The sequence below is a fragment of the Paenibacillus sp. J2TS4 genome (assembly GCF_018403245.1).
Taxonomy (GTDB): domain Bacteria; phylum Bacillota; class Bacilli; order Paenibacillales; family NBRC-103111; genus Paenibacillus_L.
In genome coordinates this window covers 359,288-381,937 of record NZ_BOSH01000004.1, presented here as the reverse complement: position 1 = coordinate 381,937, position 22,650 = coordinate 359,288, and the positions used below count along the sequence as shown (strand labels likewise).

Sequence of the window (22,650 nt, the reverse complement as noted above, 5' to 3'; positions counted from 1 at the left end):
AACCTGTTCTGGCGCCTGCCTTAAAGGCCCGCTTTCCATAAAATCCGATTTCGCCTTTTAGATTTCAAGCCGGGATTCCGGGCCGTAGACGAATTGGCCTTCCACCATCGTCCATACGACTTCATAATGGTCATCCAAAAGGACGAGATCGGCATCCGCTCCGGAACGAATGGTTCCTTTGCGCGGCAAGCCGAGTATTTCGGCAGGCGTACTGGCTGCCATTGTAACCGCCTCGTGAAGCGGAATCCCTAGCTCAACCGTATTGCGCAGAGCCTGGTTCATGGTCACCGTGCTGGAGGCGAGCGTACCGTCCTTCAAGCGGGCTACACCGTCCCTCACCGTCACATGATGTCCGCCAAAGGTATACTCACCGTCACCCAATCCCATCGCTTGCAGGGCATCGGTAATGAGCACCATTCGTTCCGCGCCTTTCAACCGATACATCATACGGACGATGGCCGGATGCAGATGAACGTGATCAACGATCGCCTGAACACTGACACTCGGCTGATCGAAAGCGGCCACAATCAAACCGGGATCCCGGTGGTGAATCGGCCGCATCCCATTGAAGCAATGAGTGATATGGCATGCGCCCCTCTGAAAAGCTTCCTGCGCTTCATCATACGTCGCATCGGAATGAGCGATAGCGACGACGATCCCTTGTGCGCTTAGGTGAGAAACCAGTTCCATTCCGCCGGGCAGCTCCGGTGCGACGGTAACCATTTTTAACAACGGACCGGCCTGAACAACGACCCGCTGCATCTCATCCAAATCCGGATGCCGCAAATACGCCTCGTTCTGCATTCCTTTCCGCTTGACGTTCAAATAAGGCCCCTCTGTATGAATACCGACGATTCTGGCCCCCGGTTCCCGGCCTGCAACTTCCTTGACGCGGTCAATCATCCGCAAAAGACTATCCAGAGTGGATGAAACAGACGTCGCCAGAAAAGAGGTGCAGCCCGTCGATGCACAAGCTTGGGATACTTCTTCTATACTTTGGGCCGTTCCATCCATCATGTCGTAGCCGTTGGCCCCATGAATATGAACATCGATCATACCGGGAATCAGAAGCTGGCCGCCCCCATCAATAACCAAGTCGTCTGTAGCTGATGTAAAGTCGCCCCTTCCTATCTCCGTAATCGTATCTTCGCTGACACGCACGTAGCCCTGATCTATTATTTCTGACTCCGCCACTACACGAACGTTCGTAATCACTTTTGTTTTCGCCATGAGCCCCAATCCTTTCGATATAAATCACTTCGCAGAAATCGGAGAAACAGACTTAATTGCAATATTGCTTTAAAAAGAGATTAATTACATCTTTTGCATAACGAGACTAACGGTTCCAATGACCTCGTTCGTGTGTTATTGAATTCTCATTTTCCATTGTCCGTTAACTTAATTATAGGAATCCTCGTTTATGTTTGCAAAGCTAATTATTATAGGATCGGATGTATCTATCATCAGCTGCTCTGATCGTTAAAGGTTCCAATAGCGAGATCCCATTAAACTAAGTGTTTTATAAATAAAACTCTGTCTTGATTTTGTCCATCATAATTAGTGTTTATTGCAATACCATCCATTATTTCATCTCCCTCTTCAATTTCAAATCCCATCTTGGTGTGATAGGCAATCGAAACTTTGTTAATAGGAGACGTTACACAACGGACAATATTACGACCATTTTGTTTTACCACATTAAAAAATTGGTTGTATAGTTCCTTTCCGATATTATGCTTTCTAAATTCAGGATGAACCCCAACAAAGTGAATGTACGCCTCATTAGTTTGGGATTGGGATAGAAATCCAATTAGAAAACCTACAATTTCTCCGTCCATTTCTGCAATAAAACTTGTATTTGTAAAATGGTCGAAAAATAATTTTGGTAGCATATCTGACATGTTCCTTCCGCCCCACCACTCATTAATTAGTGGAGATAACGTATAGTAGTCTGAACCTTTGACAAAACGAATTTCCATTCTATTACCTCAATTCTCATTTGGTATAGTTTAATAGAATATCTTCAAAATATCATACCAAAATAAAAAACCTGGAACAATGTAGCGTGTTAGATACGCTAAGTTCTGCTACCTAGGCCCAGACCCATCGCGATACAACTGCACTTGACGAACCTTCAATGGCTTGAAATTCAAGTTTTGCTTCGAATATTATGCTGATAACGCTATATATTTCAAAACGATCCCAGATCAGCTGTTCCCGGTCATTAATCCCTCATAAAAAAGGGACGCTCCCGGCTGGGAAGCGCCCCCATGTCTTATATGATAAATTAGGCCTGCTCTGCTTCTTCTCCGGATTCTTCGGTTTGCTCCAATCTTGGCGGAACAATGGAAACAAGCTGTTCGTCGGCCGGCGAAAGCACGGTGACCCCTTCTGGAAGCGATAGATCCGATACTAGAATCGATTCTCCCACATCCAGATCCTCAATATCCTTAATGATGGACGAAGGAAGGTCGCCCGGCAATCCTTCCACTTCAATGCTGGTTCCTTGAATCTGCATAGTGCCGCCGACTTTCGTTCCTTTAGGCGTTCCTTTGAATTCAACGGAAATACGAGTTTTGACCTGTTCGTTCATGTTCACCTGAAGCAGATCGACATGAAGCCATTCTCCGGTAACGGGATGGCTCTGCAAGCCTTCGAGCAGAACGGGAACGGTCTTGGCCCCGTCGATGCTCAACTGGATAACCTGCGATGCCCCGCTCTTCGCCCAGCGTTGAAATTCCCGTGTGGAGATGTGAATCATTCTATTCTCCGTCTGCTTGCCGAACACTACACCTGGCAATCTGCCTTCTTTACGCAATTGTTTCAAACCGGAACGGGTTAGATGCGATCGATTAGCTGCTTGCAATTGTAGACTCATGTTTACTAACTCCTTTACCTAATTAATCTTGATTCATGGACTCGTTGTTATAGAGGTTGTTCAAAAAGTCGGTGCTGAAAAGTTGACTTTGTGAACACTTACTTATAACGATCATTAACAAAGATATTAGTCGGTGGCTTTGGCATTTTGTCGCAACAAACATATTTGACACTCATCGCATGGACGGACGTCTAGCTGTGTGAGCGCATAATCGACAGCTTCTTTCGTTCTGGCTAAAAAATGCGTCTGTCCGATTCGCGGATACAGGCCCGATCTAATCAGCATTTCTCTAGGCTGATGCTGAATGCCGGTAATCAGAACAAGGCAGTCATTCCCTTGAAAATGACGGACCAGCACGTGTAAATTGGCTTCTCCGGTGGCGTCGATAAAGGGCATCCTCTCCAAATCCAGAATAAGGACTTCCGGCTTGGAGCGAACCGCATCCATCAACGTGTTCAAAAAATATTGCGCGGCGCCAAAAAAAAGCGGACCTTCCACAGCATAAATCCGGATCGGCGCGCAAGGCTCCTTGGCCGCAGAAGGCTGTACTCCTTCCTCAGTTGCTGAGGTATCCCGAGCAGCCGGCATGACTTTAGTGACGGCCAATAATTCGCTCATTCGTTTAATAAACAGCAGAGCGGCAAGCACAAGGCCAATCCCGACCGCTATGGTCAGATTCACGAATACCGTCAAAATAAAAGCTACCAACGCAACGGCGGAATCTCCGTTCCGCATTCTAATCAACTGCATAAAATGGCGGCGCGAAGACATGTTCCACGAGACGAGCATGAGAATGGGCGCCATACCCGCAAGCGGTATCCGGGAGGCGTAAGGCGCGAACAGCAGTAAAATGATCAACACGGTGATTCCGTGGATAATCGCGGACAATGGACTGACCGCTCCGCTTTTAATGTTGGCTGCGGTACGTGCGATCGCTCCGGTTGCCGGAATCCCGCCGAATAACGGGGTGATGATGTTGGCCGCGCCCTGGCCCAGCAATTCCCGATTGCTGTTATGTCTCGTCCCGCTCATTCCATCCGCTACGACGGCCGACAGAAGAGATTCGATCGCCCCCAATAACGCTATGGTAACGGCTGGGCCAAGCAGCATAACAACCTTATCCCAGGTTAATTGCGGCATATGCAGCGCGGGCAGCGTTCCCGGAATCGCTCCGAATTCCGACCCAATGGTAGCAATCTGGTCCCCGAACAATATCGCGGCAAATAAAGCAGAACCGATCAAACTGACGAGGGAAGCAGGCACCTTGGGAAGCCATTTGCCGATAGCCAGCAGCAGTCCGAGACTGACGGCGGCCGTGGCCACGCTGCTCCATTGAACCGTATGAAGATTTCGTCCGATATCGAGCACGTTTCCGATAAAGCTCTGACTCTGCTCCAGGCCGGTTAGACCCAGAAAATTGCCCACTTGTCCAGTAAAGATAATAACTGCGATTCCCGATGTAAAACCGATCGTAACCGGTCGTGGAATGTATTGAATAACCGTCCCTAATTTCAACAGCCCCATGACGACAAGAAGGATTCCCGCCATAAAGCCGGCAATCAGCAGGTTCTCGTATCCGTATTGGAGCACAATAGCAAGAAGGATAGGAATAAATGCCCCAGTAGGACCCCCCACCTGAAATCTGGAGCCACCCAGAAGCGCGATGACGATTCCGGCCACGATCGTTGTATACAACCCGTATTCCGGCTTTACTCCAGAAGCAATGGCGAAGGCCATCCCCAATGGAATCGCAATGACCCCGACCGTTACCCCCGATATGAAATCTTTACGCAGATCCGATAACCGATAGCCTTCCCACCGGCTGTTTGTTATCCGCTTCAAGTGATTTCACATCTCTTCTTACATCCTGTTCGTTCTAAACTGAAGACCAGCGTCTCCTTATTGCGCCCGACTCTCTTAATCCTCTGCTGCAATTTCTGTCCTTGCCCTAGTGACATTGTTCTTATTCACTTCCATGGACTATTATTCTTTATTGCCGACAAGATTGAGAGATTGAAGGATTGAACTTAAACATCACCGCCCCGGATTCATGATGTCAAGCCAGTAAATGTAAAAAAACTTATATATAGAGGAAGGCACCCCGCTCTCTGGAGCGAAATGCCTCTTCATCCACCACTCTATCATATGAGGTAGCCACTGTCAACATTCCCTATATTTTACATTCTCGCGACAGCGAATCTGACTGGACTCGCTAGCTCTCCAATTTCAAGTTCCAATCCAATCTACACCACAGGCTGTTTTCGTTCAATAAAATGGACTGGACAGAGCCGATCAGCTCATCGACCTTATCACTGGATAACTGATTCAACCAGAATTGTCTGCCGACCAAATAGCTGATTCCATACTCCAACCAATCGGAATAAGCTTGCTGAGCCATTCGCGCCACCCGGTACATTAAATTTCGCGCTTCGTCGTCCGTCAAATATCCGAGAAAAGCTCCCTTTTTACACAAGTAGATATACCTGCCCCAATCCCAGGCCGCTATCCCGGCGCCCGGAAGCTTATGATTATAGACATGAACCGTCTGATATTGAATATAAGACTTGCTATTTTTTGGAAGGGAGTGAAGATAAGCGATTTGATCCGTTCCCGATAATGTAGAGAGAAAAAAGCGAATTTCACTAAAGGATCGATTATGACCATCCGCTACCAGACTATCGAGAGCTTTCAACAGCGTCTCTCTGCTGTCGATTCCCCAATCGGTCTGCAACGAATGCCGGTGCTTGGACCGGATTTCTTCGTTGTTTTCGATGTCATAGTTATTTTCCGGCACCAAATCATCCAACTCGAATAAGATGGCACCTAAAGCCAAACACCATAAATCCGCAGGCTTCAAGTGATTCGCTTGATCGCTATTATTCTTCATCTTGTAGCTCCTAACTTAAAATGTAAAGCGCGTTCCAACTGAAGTTCATGTCTCTGTAAAGGAACGGTGGAAGGCCATAATTTGTGAGAGGATGCGCCTCTTCCCAGCCATCGGAACCATCCTTTCCTGATCTTCCGGCCCACAATCCCTTCATAGCGGACCCGGTAATCTGCGTTCGCCGGATCGATTTCCGATGCTTGTCTCGCATATTGCTCGGCCTTCTCCATATTTCTCAGTTCATAGTACACCATGCTCAAATAGCTGCAAGTGTCGCCTCGCGGACCGGCCAGATAATCTTTTTCCAGATGATCCGCTGCCATGGAATACAAGCCTTGATAGTAAAGAATAACTCCGGAATACATCCAGATGAAAGAATCGTAATTCTCCTCCTTCACCACGGCCAAATACTGTTCAACATATTGCCGGCCCTTCGTCCAATCTCGGAAATCGATGCAAATCCGGATTAATTGCAGCAATCCCCACTCATCCTGAGGATTAATTTCGTGCAAACGGCCGAGAAATGTCCCCAGCCGGTCCATCGTTCCTTCCTTCAATAAACAATAGGCGGCCATTTTATTAAGCTCGTAGTGATCGGGATACAGGTCAGAGCCGCTCGCATATTCTGCCTTGGCTTCCTCCTCCCGCCCCATGGCACGGTAAATATCTCCAGCGATCAAATAGCCGTCGGGAGCTGCAGGAGCATGGTCTTTAAATTGCTGAATAGCCTCCAGCGCCTCCTCCAAATCGCCGTTCCAAAAGCAGGAGACGGCCAGATAGTAATACGCCTCTGAGTCATATCCCAATGCAAGCGCGGTTTGCAGACTTGTCTTCGCTTCATCATACTCTGACAAATGGAGATGGCAAATCGATTTGCGGAACCAGGCGCCGGGCTTGCGAGCTTCATGTTCAACCACGACCTGGTAATCGTTCCTTGCCACTCTGAAATTGCCCAGCCCGAAGTGACACAGGGCTCTCATAGTATAGAACGGCGAGCGTGAAGGATCGATGGCAATCCCTGCGGTACAGAGCTTCACCCCTTTAACATAATCCCTATTAAGACGATAAGCGTCAGCCAGATGATAGAGAACGTCCGCATCGGACCCATTCATCGTTAACGCACAAGAGAATTCGCGAATAGCCGCCTCGGGATTATCCAGCTTTATATAGGCCAATCCCTTCTGGATGAAGATCTCGCGGCCGCTGAGCCCCTCTTTCTCGCACAGGAGCAAAGCTTTATTGAAGGACGCCAGGCCGGCTTCCCATTGCTCCTGCATGACGGATGCCCGTCCCCACAACAGATACATTCCAGAGCTTAGCGGGCCCGCCTGATCGAGCTGCTCCAGCATCCGGCAGCATTCCGTATACTGCTCCAGCTCATAATAGAGCTCAGCTGCGGCCAAGAGCGCTTCGGGGTTCCCGGGGGCTGCGGCCAGCCTAGCCTGCTGCTTCTCCACCAGCCGCCGATTCACTTCCAGCCATCTTACACGAGCGTCGATATCGTAAGGATATTGATTCATGATCCGGACGTACAGCGTCTTGGCCTCTTCCAGCCTCCCCTCGTACCCATGGCATTGAGCGAGTCCGCTTAACGCCGTCAAATCATCCGGTCTGTCTAATAAAACACGCTCATAATCAGCCAGAGCTTTATCCGGCTGTCCCAGCTTCAAGTGAATTCCGGCCCGGTGCAAGTATCCGTCCGCGTCCTTGCCATTCACCTCAATAAGGCGATCAAAGGCGGGAAGGGCATTCTTCCAATCCCCCTGCCTCATATAATAAATACCAATGAATCTAAGCAGATCGGGATCTTCCTCAAATATTTGAAATGCTGCAGATAAATAGGGCTCAGCCTGATCCAGATCGTTAACCATCAATGCGCGGTGAGCTTCCTCCCGATAATCAATAAAAGCGTCGTAATCACATTCGACGTCTTTCCGAAAAAAATCATAACGCAGCTCCCACGACTGGCGGATTTGATACATAAGGAAGTTTATAAAGTTTTTTGGATAGTGGTCGATTAATTCCGGCTCCTTCCCGGTCCAGAAAAAATATTCGTTTAACAGTACCCAAATGGGCCGCGGCAGACGGTAATGCTCCATCAGGAAGGCCAGCATTTTTTGATTCAGAATCTGCTTGACGTCCAGCTGCCAAACTGGCTCGCTGTCCAGCAGCTGCTGCCATCGCTTCTTATCGATTCTTGTAAACAAATCATTATAAATCTTTTCCACTTCGCTCATGAATCGATCTGCTATCGTCTCCGCTGACAAGTTCATCCCATTCGCTTTAGGAGAAGCGAGCTGGGAAGGAGTCAAGCCGAGCGAGTCCTTGTCTTTTCCCCCGATATCCGTCAGGCTGACGGTGGATGTCTTATCATCAGCTTGGCGGATCTGCACTTCCTGCAAAGCGGATTCATAAGCTGCTCTTAATTGCTGAAAACCGGCGGGATCATCCTCGGGATGATTTAATTTCAGCATTTTAGCATAGGCGCGTTTGATTTCGGACGTTTGCAGAGTCGGCTCGATGCCCAAAATGTCCCATTTCGTCATCGTCATATTCATATTCCTAAACCCTTTCCAATTCGTCTAGGATCTCCTTCAATTTCTCGGCTTCTTTACGAATTTCCCGTTCATTTTGACGTTTCAGAACGTCTTCGAACCTTTGCAGCAGCGCGGCAATCACTTGTCGTTTATCTGCAAGCGATTCCTCGTACAGACGGTCTCCCCGTGCCAGCAGCAGCCGGTTTTCCGTTCGGTCTCTAGGATGGATTTTGATAGCTTCCAGCTCCCGGAATCTGCGAGCGATTTCTTCTGTGGTCAAAGCTCCCGGGTTCTCTTCAATGATCATCCGCTTCTTCGCTCCGGTTGTGACAACCGTCACTTCAACTTCCAATATTCCGTTAATATCATATGTATAGCGAATATCGACCGCCTGCTCGCCGGCAAGTCCGGGGGGAACCGATATATCCAATTGGCCCAGCTTCATATTGTTTTTGGTATGCCGGCTCTCTCCCTGATAAATCTCTACCTTAATCTCCGTTTGCTGATCGTGAAGGGTGTAGAGCCGTTCCTCACGGCTGACCGGAATGACGGTATTGCGTTCGATGATCGGATAGAAGTACCCGGGCTCATAGTCCCCTGACTCCGTCATAATCGCAATCATAGTCCCTAACGTGTAGGGACTAACATCGGTCAAGACCACCTCGCTCAAAGCAGCATTTCTTTCTTTAAGAGCGGCTTGTATGCCGACTCCAAGCGCTACCGTCTCTTCCGGATGAATGTGTGCCGCAGGCAATCGGCCAAACAATTTGCCGATGAAAGAATAAATTAATGACATTCTCGTTCCCCCGCCAATGAGAACAATGGCATCCAGCTGATCCGGACTTATCGTGGCGTCCTGCATAGCCCGTTCGACCGGGGCCCGCAGCTTGTTCAGAAGAGGTCTGGCCATCTCCTCGAATTGCTGGCGATCCACCTGCCAATGGTACTCTTGTCCGTCCCAAGTAAAGCTCATCGGCGCCTGTTTAAACCGTCCCAGTATGTGCTTGCAATGTTCAGCCTGCTTGCGCAGTGAAGTTGCCGCCTTAGCGTCCAGGCTATCGGCCTCCAACTGGTGATGCTGCAGAAATTCAGAGATCAGCAGGTCCGTAAAATCTTCTCCGCCCAAATAATTGTCCCCGGCGACCGACTTTACCTCCATCACCTGATCGAATAATTCCAATATAGAGACATCAAAGGTGCCTCCGCCCAAATCGAAGACGAGAAATTTCGTATCCGGCTCCTGTTGATGAAGACCGTAAGCAATGGCCGCAGCGGTCGGCTCGTTCAGCAGCCGCTCCACCCTCAATCCGGCCAACTCCCCGGCACGCTGAGTTGCCTTGCGTTGAGCGTCATTGAAATAAGCGGGCACGCTGATGACCGCTTCCGTAACCGGATGCCCTAAATAAGCTTCGGCATCTTGCTTCAGCGAACGGATGACGAAGGACGACAGCTCCTCCGGCAAAAAAGTATAGGAGCCGAGACGAAACGTTTTGCTCGTTCCCATATATCTCTTGAACACCGCTGCTGTCATATGGGGGTGGGAAATTAACCGTTCCTTGGCCACCTGTCCCACCAGAATCTCTCCATTCTCATCTACACTTACAACAGACGGCGTAAGAGGACTGCCCAAAATATTGGGAATGAGAACAGAGCCGTTATCGGTCCAGCAGGCAACCAGACTGTTCGTCGTTCCCAGATCAATGCCAATAATCGTCAATTTACCATCACTTCCGATAAAATATTTCTTGCAAGCCTCGTCCTATTCTGTTCATAGGCGGCTTTCGGAAGTTGTGTTCCCTAGCCGCTTCTTAATATATTAATAGTACTATATTAATCGGAAGAAAGTGACTCTTTATTTAGACATCCTGGAAGAGTTCCTCCGCGTCTTCGACGATTCTATCGTCGATCTATATTCAACAATTGTCTTCGTCTCTTCGTCAACCCTACATCCCAGGGGAAGGGTAACGTCTAACTGTATTTGTGTAGGTAAGTTGAAGCGAATGGGGCAAGAGAATCGATCTTGCTGTATTTTATGTAGGTAAATGGAGAAAAATGGCGTAAATGGACTGAATTAGCACTGGCGTTGCAAAGACCTTTTTGATGTTGTCTGATTGGTATCCGGATAACAAGAGAAGTTCAAATTGTCGTCCAAATTAGTTATATTTTTACAGTTTCATCTCGCCTTTAAAAGCTAAAAAGTAATGGCGGCTCTAAACCCATACGTTATCCTTAATTTGTAATTTGTGGTATTTATTTATTAAATCTCTACAATGATTCTAGGCTTCATCGACTTCTTTGCTTGCTTGGGCGGTCGACCATTTCGCTTGGGTCGCCCCTTTGACTTTCGTTTTGGTTTTCGCTCTATGGCCTCAAGCAACATCGCCCATGACTTATCTGCATAGAGACGGATCAACCGAAGTAACTGCCAGATCGTTTGCTTGCAATTCAACTGTAACTTCAGGAGCAGGCATAGGCCGTAGGCGATCAATGCGATGTACATCTGGTTCCAGATGGCTTCCGCCGTGTATCCATGTGGCTTCACCAAACGAATGTGCTGCTTGATCCATTTGAAAAAGAGCTCAATCTGCCATCGATGGCGGTACACTTCCGCGATTTGATGGGCGGTTAAATCCCACCGGTTTGTAACAAGTCGATACAAACGGCCTTGATTGTCTTGGAACTCGATTAGTCGTAACTTGATCTGTTGTCCCGGCACAGTGACATCTGCATCACGACGGAAGTTCCCCAACTTGGGTAGGCCCCGTTCCTTAACGATCGTCAGTTGGCTGTTTTCCTTTACACGAGCAACAAACTTAATCCCTTGTGTGACCCATGTTTGAAAGTGTTTATATACTTGGTAGCCCCGATCCACCACGTATGTCGCATCTTTGTCGATGGTAAAGCTCTGCACGACCTCATGGTCCGCAATATCCCGGGTCGAAGCGATCATTTTATCTGGATACATCGTCTTGGCATCGACCACGACGAGAGAAGTATGCATCTTCACACCGTGATTAGATACGGAACAGTAGGCCCACTTGGAGAGGATCGCCGGTAGGGTAATCTGAGTAGAATCGATGAGCTTGAGTTTTCCGATTTTGGGCGTGATTCCTCGTTTGTCCTTCGTTAATTGTTGGATCTGCTCTGTCACTTGCATGAAAAGTAGATGAAGGTTTGCCAAGGGAAGTTGCCTCATTTTCCGCGAAAGTTGTGAGGCACTTATGCTGTTTAACCCACCGAGCAACCGTTGAAAACTTTCATTAGCTATGAGATGCTCTGACATTTCAGCGTAGGATTCACGTTGCTGCAACTGAGCCTCGATAAACAGCAGCATAGAAGAACCGACGAAAAGCTTATGAGCACGGTAATCCAGATTACAATCTCGAGATGGGCTGACTTTTAACAATTGTAGACATTGACAAATGACACTTAAATTCGTATTGTTATCCATAGAAATCTCCTTTGTTGAGGCGTTTATGGATAACGTTTTTGGGTAACTCAACCATAGGAGATTTCTTTATTTTTGTCCACGAAAACAATCTAAAATTTACACGTTTTGTAAATAATTGAATGAAATATTGCTGAAAAAGTTAATGCAACGCCAGTGCTGAATTAGATGGAAAACCTCCATTTAAAATGGAGGTTTTTTGCGCATTCCCCTCTTTTTGCCCAAAATAGATGGAGGTTTTCCATTTAGATCTCGTTTCCAACCTCAAATGGAGCAAAATAGCTGCATGAAATCCATTTAGATCGATCCTCATGCTGTGCGAGTAGTCTGTGCAGGTAGACTATGCGAGTAGAATGCCAACGTGGGGGGATCAGCCGGTCTTTATTCTAATTGCGACCCTTCAGCATCTATGCCTCTATGGCGAGTCGCGAGACGGGTTGTTCTGTTTCGCTTTATGATGATGCCACACAGAGTCGGTGGGCTGTTTCCTGCAGCAACGGCTCGAATGGTTCAATTCTATCGTCATAAAAGTACGAAAGAAGATCAAATGGGATCCAGGGTCAACTCCAGCAATGAATAGCTAAAATGGCCTAATTACTCCTGATTACATAAAGGCTGTGTGACAATTTCAACCGACGAAAGTGGAGTTGCAAATAATGACAAAAAGCCACTCCAAGAGTGGCTTTAGTACCATTTATAGCGAAACATAACGGTTACAGGTATTAATTGGCGCAGATCCAACTTATGAATTCCATTCCTTCACTCAATAAAAAAAACCACTCCAAGAGTGGTTCTATATATTTTGAACTAAAGAATAGCTCTCATTCCGTTCCGAAGGAAAGTGCCTCCGAAGCTTCAAACATCTTGTTTTGTATTCCTTCTATTTGGATGGGCCTTCGGATGGTAGGAATACAAAGCCAAAACTCGCCCTGGAAGCATCTTTCTTTCTCCACTTCATGAGCTATTCAATCATTAGTTCAATTTATATAGTCTCCCTTACCTGTACTGATTCGGACATTACTGAAGAAGTCCCAATTGGCGGCCTTTCTCTACCGCTTCCATCCGGTTGGAGACGTGCAGCTTCGCATAGATTTTAATTATATGAGTCTTGACCGTGGCGACAGAAATGCACAATCTCTCTCCTATCTCCTTGTTGGACAAGCCGGTCGACAATACCCTTAGCACTTCCAATTCCCGTTCGCTTAAGCTTTCCTCCGGTTTGTCCTGGCTCCATAAGGATAGAACGAAATGGACGAACTGCTTTTCCTTCGGGAGCAAATCCTTCTCCCTTTCCCGCATGAATACAATTAACGCCTTGCGCACCGTATCGCCCTCCAGCACATAAGGCGAAGCAATCCCGTTTGCAAAGCTGTAGTGAATGGCCTCTCGGGCCAGATTAAGCAGCTCCCGCTCGCTTCCGGTTCCATCCGCATCGAGAATAGCCACCTTCAGCAGGATCGCTTCAATGAGAATGAATTTGATTTTGTGCTTGCGGACATTTTTAAGCAGGTCCTCCAAACATGCCAGGGCTTGCTCCTTGTCTCCCCGTCTGAATAAAATCCTTACATAGACCAGCTGATCGTCGTACCTTGGCGTACAGGTGTCCTGGCCATGCTCCATCCACTCGATAAACGAACGGAGCAGGTCGGGTTCCACCTCCCCTGCCAGCATTTGATACTTCAACAGAGCGGAATGATACAGCGGATGCTGATATAGAATCTGAAACGAAGTCAGACGCTTCATCCATTGTGCCGCTCCCGGCTTATCCTTTTGCAGCAAACACATTTCCATCCGATTGTGAATATAGCCCCTCTCCATAGACAAGTACTCTGTCGGCAGCTTGAGCCTCGCTTGTTCGAAAAGCTGCTCCGCTTTATCGAGCCGCATCATTTTCATATAAATCCCGGCTTCACCGATCAAGCTGTTGGCGGATAAAGGAGCCAAATAGCGGTGATTCTCCAGCAAGCGGGACAATGATTCATAAACCCGTTGACATTGGTTCAACTCCCCTAACGACTCCAACAGCTGGCTTTGGCAGGTCAGAGCAAAGTAACGGATGTACGGATTGTGAAATCGGCTCTCCAATCGAATCGCCTTATTAATACATTCCAGCGCTTCGGCATATTGATCCCGCAAGCCAAGCAGCATTGAGCTGGTCAAATAAATAATCGCTTTGGTGACGTCGCTCAGATCCATCCGCTCAATTTCATCGGTGGTTCCCGGGTCTATCTCGAGATCATGCAAGCCCTCATCCATGAAAAAACGGGTAAATTGCAGGATGTTCCAGAAAGCATCCTCTTCCACTCTGGCGGATACGTCATCCAGTATTTGTCTGCAAACTTCAAATTCCAGATTGCAAAAATGATAGAACAATCGTTGAAAGACCAGATCCCGGCTATCAACCAGATACTCCAGAGGAACCTGCCGCAAATAAGTCCAGCCTGTGACCGTATGCCGCATCTTCACGATGACCAGCAGCGCCTCGCGATAAAATCCCGCCTGAAAATAATGCTTGACACTTTCCTCCAAATCTCCGACTTGCTCATAGATGGCAGCCGCCTGACCATGCCACTCCCGCTTGGATTCGTCATCCCATTCCGAAAATTTCCACCGCAAAAATTCCCCGAACAAATGATGATAACGATATACTCCTTCATCCTCGTCAATGGTGACGATGAACATATTTTTATCGGACAAGCTGTTTATCAAAGACTGGGAAGCTTCTTTATTCAACAGCCGGTTGCAAATCGACTCGTTAAAATAATTCAAGATCGACGTGCGAATGAGAAATTGCTTCTCCTCCGGACTTACGGACGACAGAATCTCATTAGACAAATAATTAATCATATATTTGTTCAAGCCTTTGGTCTCGCTTAGCGGCAGCGCCTTCTGATGCGTTTGCGCCAACGCCATCAGCTGCAAGCCGCCGGCCCAGCCTTCGGTCAGCTCATTAAGCCTGCTTGCGGTCTCTTCGTCCACTTGCGCGCCAAGCGTGTCCTGCAAAAACTGCGCCGCTTCGGAAGCGGAGAACTTCAAGTCCTGTTCGCCAATTTCCAAATACTGTCCGGATACCATCCATTCTCCCAAATACAATTTCGGGGCTTCCCGCGTCAGCAGCACAAAGCGGACCGATTCCGGGCAGTATTTAATAAAGAATTCAAACGTTCTCAGCAGATCCGGATCTTCCATCGTATGAAAATCATCCAGCACGAGAGTAAACCCTTCTGCGGCTGCAAGCTGATTAACAAGCAGAATGAGAAGATTATCCATTTCATGCTTCTGCGGAAGAGCATCGAAGATCGAATACAAGTCGTCCACATGCCCGCCCAAATCGGCCTTGATGGCCTCCAATAAATAAAACCAGAACGAGAACAAATCGTTGTTATCCGCATCCAGTGCTATCCAACGGAAGGTTAACTCCGGATGCTCCTTCATATAGGAGGTGATCAAAGTGGTCTTCCCGCTGCCGGCCGCTCCTTGCACCACCGTCACTTTACGTTCCGGGACAAGCTCCAGCTTGTCAAACAACGCTTCCCTGCGAACATAGTTTTTGCGGGGAGCGGGGGCTTTTAATTTAGTTGTAATCAGCTTTACGCCATCCTTCATTGCTATCCCATCCGAATTCTGATAATGATGTCAGGGCAGACGCTCCCCTCCTTTTTTTATCATGCCAGACCGCCAGCCGAACATCAATAGCTATGATTCGGAGGTGCATTCCAGCAAATCGAGGCCTCCAAAACCGATTTTGCCTTGAATATTAAATTCACTCTCACTTGCTGGAGCCGGGTTAATCCCGACGCCTCGCCATATTTGCCCCTGACCGCTACCTCCCCCTCTCCGCCATCCAGGATCAATACTCCGGCCATAAAGAGGCGTCGATTCTAACTCGGTTGGGAACGACGATTTCGGTTAAAAGTTGTGCTTCTGGCGCTTCAGCAAGTAACGGCCTAAATTTCTTCCTTCCACAAATAATTTATTTCCAACTCTCTCCACCCGGGTTGAAAGTAAATGGGGTTCACCGGCGCCAATGATCCGTACCTCTGATGTATCATCAAAGCGAATCAATAATTTCCCATCACCTTAAGGTTGATTTTTAATTCTTCCAGCCCGTATGGTTTAATGAATTTATCTATTTGCGGGTTAGCAATGGAATGGAGGGGGAATTCTCTTAACGATTTTGGATTTTGCAGTAGCATCATTTCCTCCCTGCTTACATTGGTTGTTATAAGTCCACTTTCGTTGAGCGAAAATCAGCTGGAAACCTTGCAGGGACCGGAGCGCGAAGAGATCAGGTACCTTGCTTTTTTTCGCCTAGGAGAAGGGTAGCGTCTAACTGTATTTTGTGTAGGTAAATGGAAGCGAATGGGGCGAATGAACTGGACTAAATGGAAAAACCGCATTTAAAATGGAGTTTTTTTGCTGATATCCCTCTTTTGGCACAAAATAGATGGAGGTTTTCCACTTAGCTTTCGTTTTTAACCTCAACGGAGCAAACTAGCTGCATGAATTCCATTTAGATCCCCATGTTGTAAGTCTTCCTGACATTAAAGGTCAGCTTGGCTGCCACATGCCGGAACAATCTCAATATCGTCCGTCCGCCAGCCTTCTTCGGCAGATCAGCCAGCCTGCGGCCAATAGTCCACCGGATAAAATAAGCAAATACAGGACGGACCCGCCCCATTCCACCACAGGAACGTGCTGCTCCAAGCCTTCTACCGCGGTGAGAAACTGCTTTTGCGGCAGCACTGCCGTGACCCACTTCATCGGCCCTTCGGGTGAGAAGCTGTAGAAGCTGCCGGACAGCAGCGAGGTGAGCACGATGAGACTGCCCGACAGGACAAGCATATTATCGTTATGCTCCAGCCATGATGTCATGAACATGGCAAAGGCTGTAGCCAGCAAAGCCAGCAGGCCAAGCAGCCAGCCATAGGAAAGCAGGCTCAGGCCGATATCGATGTGCAGCAGCAGATGGGCCGCGATAATCAGCCCGTAGGTCGGCACATAAATGATGGCAAAACAAAAGAGGCATTGCGCGATCATGTAGCTGCCGATACGGACCGGAGATACCGCCAATCTGCGGAAAGTCCCGTTCCTTTTATCCTCCGGAAAAAAGGTCATAAACAGCAGCCCTCCCATCAGGATTATCATGGTTAAAAAGCCTAACATTTGGCCTGCGGCCCCCCGCCGCTTTTCCTCAGGAGGAGGGCTGCCGGGATGCTCAAGCGCCTGCTGAAGCTTTAGCTTGAACTCATCCCCTTTGATCGTCTCTACGGTATAATGTCCGTTGCCTTGATCGATCAGGACGGCGTCATATTTATTCCGAACAAGCTGAGACTTGGGCGGCACCTGCTCTAATGACTCCAGCCGGTATTCGTGGACACTGGCGGGCAAATGGCCCGGTTCTCCGACGACAGCAAGACGGCCCTCCACTTCCAGCTGCGAGGTAAAAAAAATGGCCAGCGCCATGACGGCAATCGTTAAGCCAAGGGACAAGAACAAATAATGGATGCGGCTTATCATTCGATAAATGTTATTTATGAAAACATGAGTCATTCCCCTCATACATAATCCTCCGCCCTAAAGAATAGTTTGCAGCCCCCGACCAGCAAGAGCGAGCCGGCCGCGCATATCGCGAGAGTAGGGAAGAACAGGCCAAAATCTTGATCGTAGATCATCCGGAAGATGCCTTCCGCCACCCATTTGACTGGAGACAGATAGGAAATTGCCTCGACCGTCTTGCCCAACCCATCCAATTGAAGAAATAAGCCGCCGATCAACGCGAGAATGTTGTTGACGATGCTGAGCAGCTTGTTGCTTATCTCTTCACTCTTGAAGAGACAACAGCATGCAACGCCGAGCGCAGAGGAAAACAGATTGAACCCGAGCAGCAGCAGCATAACGTACACCGCATCCCGGCCTCCTACATGGACCCCAAGGATAGAATGGAGCAAGCCGGCAATCAGGAGCAGGCTCATGCTGGTGAAGATGAAGGTGGCGACGATCTTGGACAAATAGACAAAAGATGTAGGCATGGGAGAATACAAAATGCGCAGGTTACTCGTTTTGATGCTTCTCTCCATAAAACTGTTGGACGCGGTCATCGAAACATTCAGAACCATAAAGATCATAATGGTAATCCCGTAGTAATCATAGGAGGTCACTTCCCCTCCCGAGTAGATGCCGCGGCCCATGTATCCAAGAATGAGAACCAGCAAAAAAGGAAAGACCGTATTTTGCGATACAAGAACGGGACTAAGCAGCAGGTTGAGCAAATCCCGTTTAAATAAAGCGAGAAAACCGCGAGCCCTTTGAACTTGCATAGTTACCGCCTCCTAATTCCGCAGCGTTCTGCCGGTCAGCTTCAGAAACACCATTTCCAGGCTGGCTGCGGAAGAAGTCATGTTTATAATTTTGAATCCTCTATTCATGAGGAACTGAATAATTTTGTCCAAATTTTCAATTCCTTTCAATGTCGTTACTCGAATGCGGTTTTCAGCGATGTAGACCTTCTTCACTCCGTCAATCCGATACAGCTCATCTTCATTCAGTCCGCTGGAATCCTCTACATCGACCTCATACAGCTTTTCTTCCTCCAACTGCTCCTTCAATTCCTCCTTAGTCCCGCTCGCAATGATTCGGCCGTGATCGATAATAACGATGCGGGTGGAGATTTCCTCCACCTCCTCCATATAATGCGTCGAATAAATAATGCTCGCCCCCTGCTCCTTCAATCGTTGGATCGATTGCAAAATATGATTGCGGGACTGCGGATCGATGCCGACCGTAGGCTCATCCATGACGATGACTTGCGGCTCGTGCGCGATGGCACAGGCAATATTGAGTCTCCGTTTCATCCCTCCGGAGAAGGTTTTCGGCTTATCCCGCTTCCGTTCGGAGAGACCGACAAAAGCAAGCGCCTCATCCGTCCTCCGCTGCAGCTCTTTACCGTGCAGTCCATATAAGGAGGCGAAAAACTTCACATTTTGCTCTGCCGACACTTCCTCGTAAATCGCCAGATCCTGGGGCACAATCCCTAATCGCTGCTTGTAGTTCGAGGATTTGTGGGTCACCCTCTCTCCATGAAAGTGAATGTCCCCTTGATCGCAGCGCAGCGTAGTTGACAAGATGTTGATAGTCGTGCTTTTCCCTGCACCATTAGGTCCGAGGAAACATAATATTTCCCCCGGATAAACATCAAAGGATATACCTTGCAGCGCTTTATGTTTTTTAAAGCTTTTTTCAAGTTGCTTTACCTCAATGATCGGTTTCATGGGTTTCATGGGCTTCATCACTCCTTATGCAACCATCGTACTTCGTTGGAAAAAGAAAAGAATCAACCGAATGGTTGATTCTGAAGGTTGATTTTGAAAGCTGGAATGGATGATGTGATTGGCGCATAGGTTGATAGTTGATATGGATGGTTGATACCTTACTCTGTTTCAAGCCCCGACAGCGGGACGATAAGCGACTCCTCGAACTGAAAAAAGGAATTTCCCAGCTTTCTATCCGTATCCTTCTCTACGTCGAATTGCCCATCATGATCCGCATCGCCGTAAAACACAATACTACCGAACCCATTGGTGGGCGATTTTAGCCGGATATCCGCTGCAAAATCACCATTATCCTCCACATCTATTCTTCCTTCGGCCAAGTAATGATGACCATCTTCAATTTGGTAAAAAAAATAAGGCAGCAGTTCCCCTTCCAGTTTGCCTGAAAGGCTCATTTTCAGCTCCGTGACCGTCTCTGGCAAATCGTTCAAAATCACTTGGGTTTCCTGAGAATCCCGAGTATCCTGGGTGTCCTGAGTATCTTGAGTGTCCTCAATATCCCGTATGTCCCGAGATACTTCAACAAATGCATCGTCCTGCCATTTCAACGCTTTATGAACGTATTCACCGGTTAGCTGGTCATAGGACTGGTATACAAACTCCTCCCCTTCCATCTCCAGCTTAACCGAATAACGGCTTCCTTCCCCGCCGCTGATGTACAGCTCGGGGTGATCCTTAACCGGCAGCTCGCGAATCGTATAGTCCGGACCTATCGTAAAAAGCTTATACAGCTTTCCATTGCTGTTCATAGGCTGTCCTAATGTAAAATCCCAATATCCGTCTTCGTTATAATCATGGAAGACAAGCTCGAAAGAATCGACAAACGTCAAGCTTTCCTGCTGGTAAAAGTCATTAACCTTTGTTCTGCCTAAAACCTCTCCCTGGTCGTCACTGATTTCGAATTCGAAAGCTCCCTCATAATTGGCGCCCATGTAAGCACCCGGATGATCATCCTCGAAGTAAGAGCCCTCCACCAGTTTGATCTTCAACGTCTGATTCGTGCCGGGAATCAACGTTTCAGAGACGGTCATGGGCGTCTCTATCGTTATGACACTTTGTTGGTTATCCTCTGTCATATGATCCGAAGATAAGCTTGAATTCATTTGCTCTCCATGAACCCTGGCGGAGCAAGCCGCTGTAATCAATAGCACCAGAATGGGTAATAGCATCCTCTTCATCCGATAACCTCCCTGACAACATTTCTACTTGTTAGATGATCGTGTTTCGCAGCCATTCCGAGCATTTCAAGGTATACTTATACTGATTCTTATTCATTTATATACTCCCTCTTCTTTTATTAATCAGATGGAAGCTCGGCTGGACAGCTTGTGCAGCTTAAATCTCAAACATGTTCAAAATAGTAATTTATATATTCGTTTAAGATCATAATACACTGTACTTCAACAGGGTGTAAATATTTCCCTTCATTTGAAATAGAATCAAACGATAATATCAAGGAAATTTCCGGGACCTTTAACATCGCTCGTAACATTATTGGCCTGGATAGCATTTAACGATTGGTCTAGATTGATTGGAGGTTAACTCATGATCGGGAATATCGACAGTTCTTTGCCGCTTATTTCTTCGATATGGACAACGAAGAGGCGGCCCGGGCAAACTTAGAAGCTCTCTATTGGCTATATCATAACAAAGCTATGATTCAGGATGCCCTGTCAGCCATCCCGTAACAAAGTGCGCCTGATTCATGAATACAAGAGATTGAGTTTTAAGAGCGGTCTGATAGCCGCGGGGGACTTCCATCATGACATGCCAAAAACGCGCGCCATAGCTGCGCGCGTCGGGAGCCCGTATTAATTATCGGCGCTACTCTCAGCTTGATGTTTCGACAGGAGGCTAAAACAATCCGTTCCTTTAACTATGCAAGCCACCCGTCAATCGAAGGCGGGGGCGATAAGGGCCAATCGGCACCTGGATCAGACAGGTTTCGCCTTGAGGGGCCAAGCCGTAGATTTCATCGGCCAGATTCACGTCATAGCCGAGAAGCGGGTGTCCTCCCCACCCGATGGCGGATGCGGCCAACAGCAAATGCTGGACGAGCATCCCCGCTTCCATCTGCTGGATCCGATAGCCTCTGTAGCCCCATACTGTTCTCAGATGATTCTTGTCACCCACGACATGCAGGCAAAGAGGTACCTGACATAAATTGACATTATGCAGGCTCATGCCGTGCTGCAGCCAAAGCCGGTGGTCCCCGGGCCGGATCAACTTTAATGAATGAGCGGCTTCGTCATACTGATAAGCCCCGTTCGGAATACCCTCGATGCCGTACAAACAACCGTATAAAGAAAGACGCGGGCTGGGCCTCCCCTGACCTCGCTCCAAATCGCTCTGGAAACCGAAGGCAGCCGTCGCCTCTTGCAGCAGAGCGGCCAATTGCACTTGATTTATGCGACTAAGCACGAAATCAAGATCGGGCGAAGAACGGTGGCAGCAAGCGGAAGCCAAATCGTAAGACAGCCGCTTTACGGCGGGCAGTGCGATAATCTCGCCCTGTCCATTCCCTTCGATATTTAGTTCATGGTTTCCTCCGTTATTCCATTCGTTACTCTCCTTCAGCGTAAACGCTTCTCCCGACATTTGAGAGGCCGTTATCCCTTGCCGTTGCTCTCCCTCTCCCGGTTTCATCAGTCGAAACGATGGCCACGATTCCTGCCTGGACACTTCGTTCATCCGAGTAAGCATGGAGTAATCCTTAATATGGCGAGACCGCATGTAATGATCATGGCAGAGCAACGGCAGCTCCCGGCACAGTTCCATGGCGGTTTCCATCCGGACTTCTCCACCGTCGTTATCTAAACTAAGGTTAATCGGCTCGAGCGACAACGGAAGGAGCGCATATGCACTTTCTTCCTGTTCGTTAATTCCAAGCAAATGGCTAACCGCTCGATCCAGGTATTGGAATAATATCGCAGAGGAGAATCCAACCTGTTCTGCCACTTTCAGAAGGTGTCCGATCAGCACTCCGGCATCCAATCCTTGCAGCCGATAGGCAAAGTTACTGTATTTAAAAAAGTTTTTCCAATAAAAGGTAGATACGAGCGCAACGCCAAAACAATCCGATATCGGACACCGATGACCCAGCGCCCGGTCCAAGTAAGAATCAAACAAGCCTTCCCGCAGCTGTACCAGCCGGTGGTGCGCCACATCATAATGATATATTCCCGCCGGCAAATCCTCCAGCTTCAAATACAAGTACAATTCGCTTGGATAGCACGCACCGCCGGAGGGAACGAATCGTCGACGCAGCTGGAAGAAGGCTTCCTTCTGCTCCTCGGAATCCAGAGCAGGAATGGCCTGACACCATTGGGTTAGGCCAAAGACATACCAGAGAAAATGACCGACGGACCGAGTATCCGGCTTCACGGGCGCCTTCTGCCCTTCCAACGTCAGCGGCACTTCCGAACAAAGCGTAACGGTGGGCAGGCCGCGATAGAGCTTAAAGGGCAGCGGGGCGTCCGCCCAGTTCACTTCCCAATCCGCGGGTCTGGCTTCCTCAGTTTCCACATGCAATTGACGCAAAAAATCGTCCAGACTCATCATGAATTCCTCCT

Annotated in this window: 15 protein-coding genes; all 15 read right to left on the bottom strand. The window is 48.1% G+C overall.

Translation table 11 applies throughout. From position 1 onward, the window contains the following. Positions 1 to 57 precede the first annotated feature (57 nt). Positions 58 to 1,230, bottom strand: a complete 1,173-nt coding sequence (nagA, locus tag KJS69_RS11940) for an N-acetylglucosamine-6-phosphate deacetylase (protein ID WP_213583979.1) — start codon at positions 1,228 to 1,230, stop codon at positions 58 to 60. Between the two features lie 275 nt (positions 1,231 to 1,505). Further along, positions 1,506 to 1,979 carry a GNAT family N-acetyltransferase gene (locus KJS69_RS11935; RefSeq protein ID WP_213583978.1) on the bottom strand — a complete coding sequence of 158 codons (474 nt, stop codon included), beginning with the start codon at positions 1,977 to 1,979 and terminating at the stop codon, positions 1,506 to 1,508. Positions 1,980 to 2,287: 308 nt separating this feature from the next. Beyond that, the gene (locus tag KJS69_RS11930; RefSeq protein WP_213583977.1) at positions 2,288 to 2,878 is read right to left on the bottom strand and encodes a 50S ribosomal protein L25; all 591 of its coding nucleotides are present in this window, start codon (positions 2,876 to 2,878) and stop codon (positions 2,288 to 2,290) included. A 126-nt stretch (positions 2,879 to 3,004) separates the two neighbouring features. Further along, entirely contained in the window at positions 3,005 to 4,720 is a 1,716-nt protein-coding gene (locus KJS69_RS11925; RefSeq protein WP_249730475.1) for a SulP family inorganic anion transporter, read from the bottom strand. A 370-nt stretch (positions 4,721 to 5,090) separates the two neighbouring features. Then, on the bottom strand, positions 5,091 to 5,765 hold the full coding sequence (locus tag KJS69_RS11920; RefSeq protein WP_213583976.1) for a DUF1266 domain-containing protein: 675 nt from the start codon (positions 5,763 to 5,765) through the stop codon (positions 5,091 to 5,093). Beyond that, a complete protein-coding gene (locus KJS69_RS11915; RefSeq protein WP_213583975.1) occupies positions 5,762 to 8,320 on the bottom strand; it encodes a J domain-containing protein in 2,559 nt (852 codons plus the stop codon). The genes KJS69_RS11920 and KJS69_RS11915 overlap by 4 nt, the downstream gene beginning before the upstream one ends. Before the next feature lie 4 nt (positions 8,321 to 8,324). Beyond that, positions 8,325 to 10,016, bottom strand: a complete 1,692-nt coding sequence (locus KJS69_RS11910) for a molecular chaperone HscC (protein WP_213583974.1) — start codon at positions 10,014 to 10,016, stop codon at positions 8,325 to 8,327. Between the two features lie 540 nt (positions 10,017 to 10,556). After that, on the bottom strand, positions 10,557 to 11,750 hold the full coding sequence (locus KJS69_RS11905) for an IS4 family transposase (protein WP_213583973.1): 1,194 nt from the start codon (positions 11,748 to 11,750) through the stop codon (positions 10,557 to 10,559). Positions 11,751 to 12,764: 1,014 nt separating this feature from the next. Beyond that, positions 12,765 to 15,353: a winged helix-turn-helix domain-containing protein gene (locus KJS69_RS11900; protein ID WP_213583972.1), complete on the bottom strand. Its 2,589-nt coding sequence runs from the start codon at positions 15,351 to 15,353 to the stop codon at positions 12,765 to 12,767. A 455-nt stretch (positions 15,354 to 15,808) separates the two neighbouring features. Then, positions 15,809 to 15,946 carry a hypothetical protein gene (locus tag KJS69_RS11895; protein WP_213583971.1) on the bottom strand — a complete coding sequence of 46 codons (138 nt, stop codon included), beginning with the start codon at positions 15,944 to 15,946 and terminating at the stop codon, positions 15,809 to 15,811. A gap of 382 nt (positions 15,947 to 16,328) precedes the next feature. Continuing rightward, positions 16,329 to 17,309, bottom strand: coding sequence for an ABC transporter permease (locus KJS69_RS11890; RefSeq protein ID WP_213583970.1), 981 nt, complete (start codon positions 17,307 to 17,309; stop codon positions 16,329 to 16,331). Beyond that, positions 17,306 to 18,067: an ABC transporter permease gene (locus tag KJS69_RS11885; protein ID WP_213583969.1), complete on the bottom strand. Its 762-nt coding sequence runs from the start codon at positions 18,065 to 18,067 to the stop codon at positions 17,306 to 17,308. Before KJS69_RS11885 ends, KJS69_RS11890 begins: the two co-directional genes overlap by 4 nt. A 12-nt stretch (positions 18,068 to 18,079) precedes the next feature. Next, positions 18,080 to 19,018: an ABC transporter ATP-binding protein gene (locus KJS69_RS11880; RefSeq protein ID WP_213584099.1), complete on the bottom strand. Its 939-nt coding sequence runs from the start codon at positions 19,016 to 19,018 to the stop codon at positions 18,080 to 18,082. A gap of 158 nt (positions 19,019 to 19,176) precedes the next feature. Beyond that, on the bottom strand, positions 19,177 to 20,256 hold the full coding sequence (locus tag KJS69_RS11875) for a hypothetical protein (protein ID WP_213583968.1): 1,080 nt from the start codon (positions 20,254 to 20,256) through the stop codon (positions 19,177 to 19,179). Positions 20,257 to 20,950: 694 nt separating this feature from the next. After that, a complete protein-coding gene (locus KJS69_RS29665) occupies positions 20,951 to 22,636 on the bottom strand; it encodes a SagB family peptide dehydrogenase (protein WP_249730486.1) in 1,686 nt (561 codons plus the stop codon). Positions 22,637 to 22,650 lie beyond the last annotated feature (14 nt).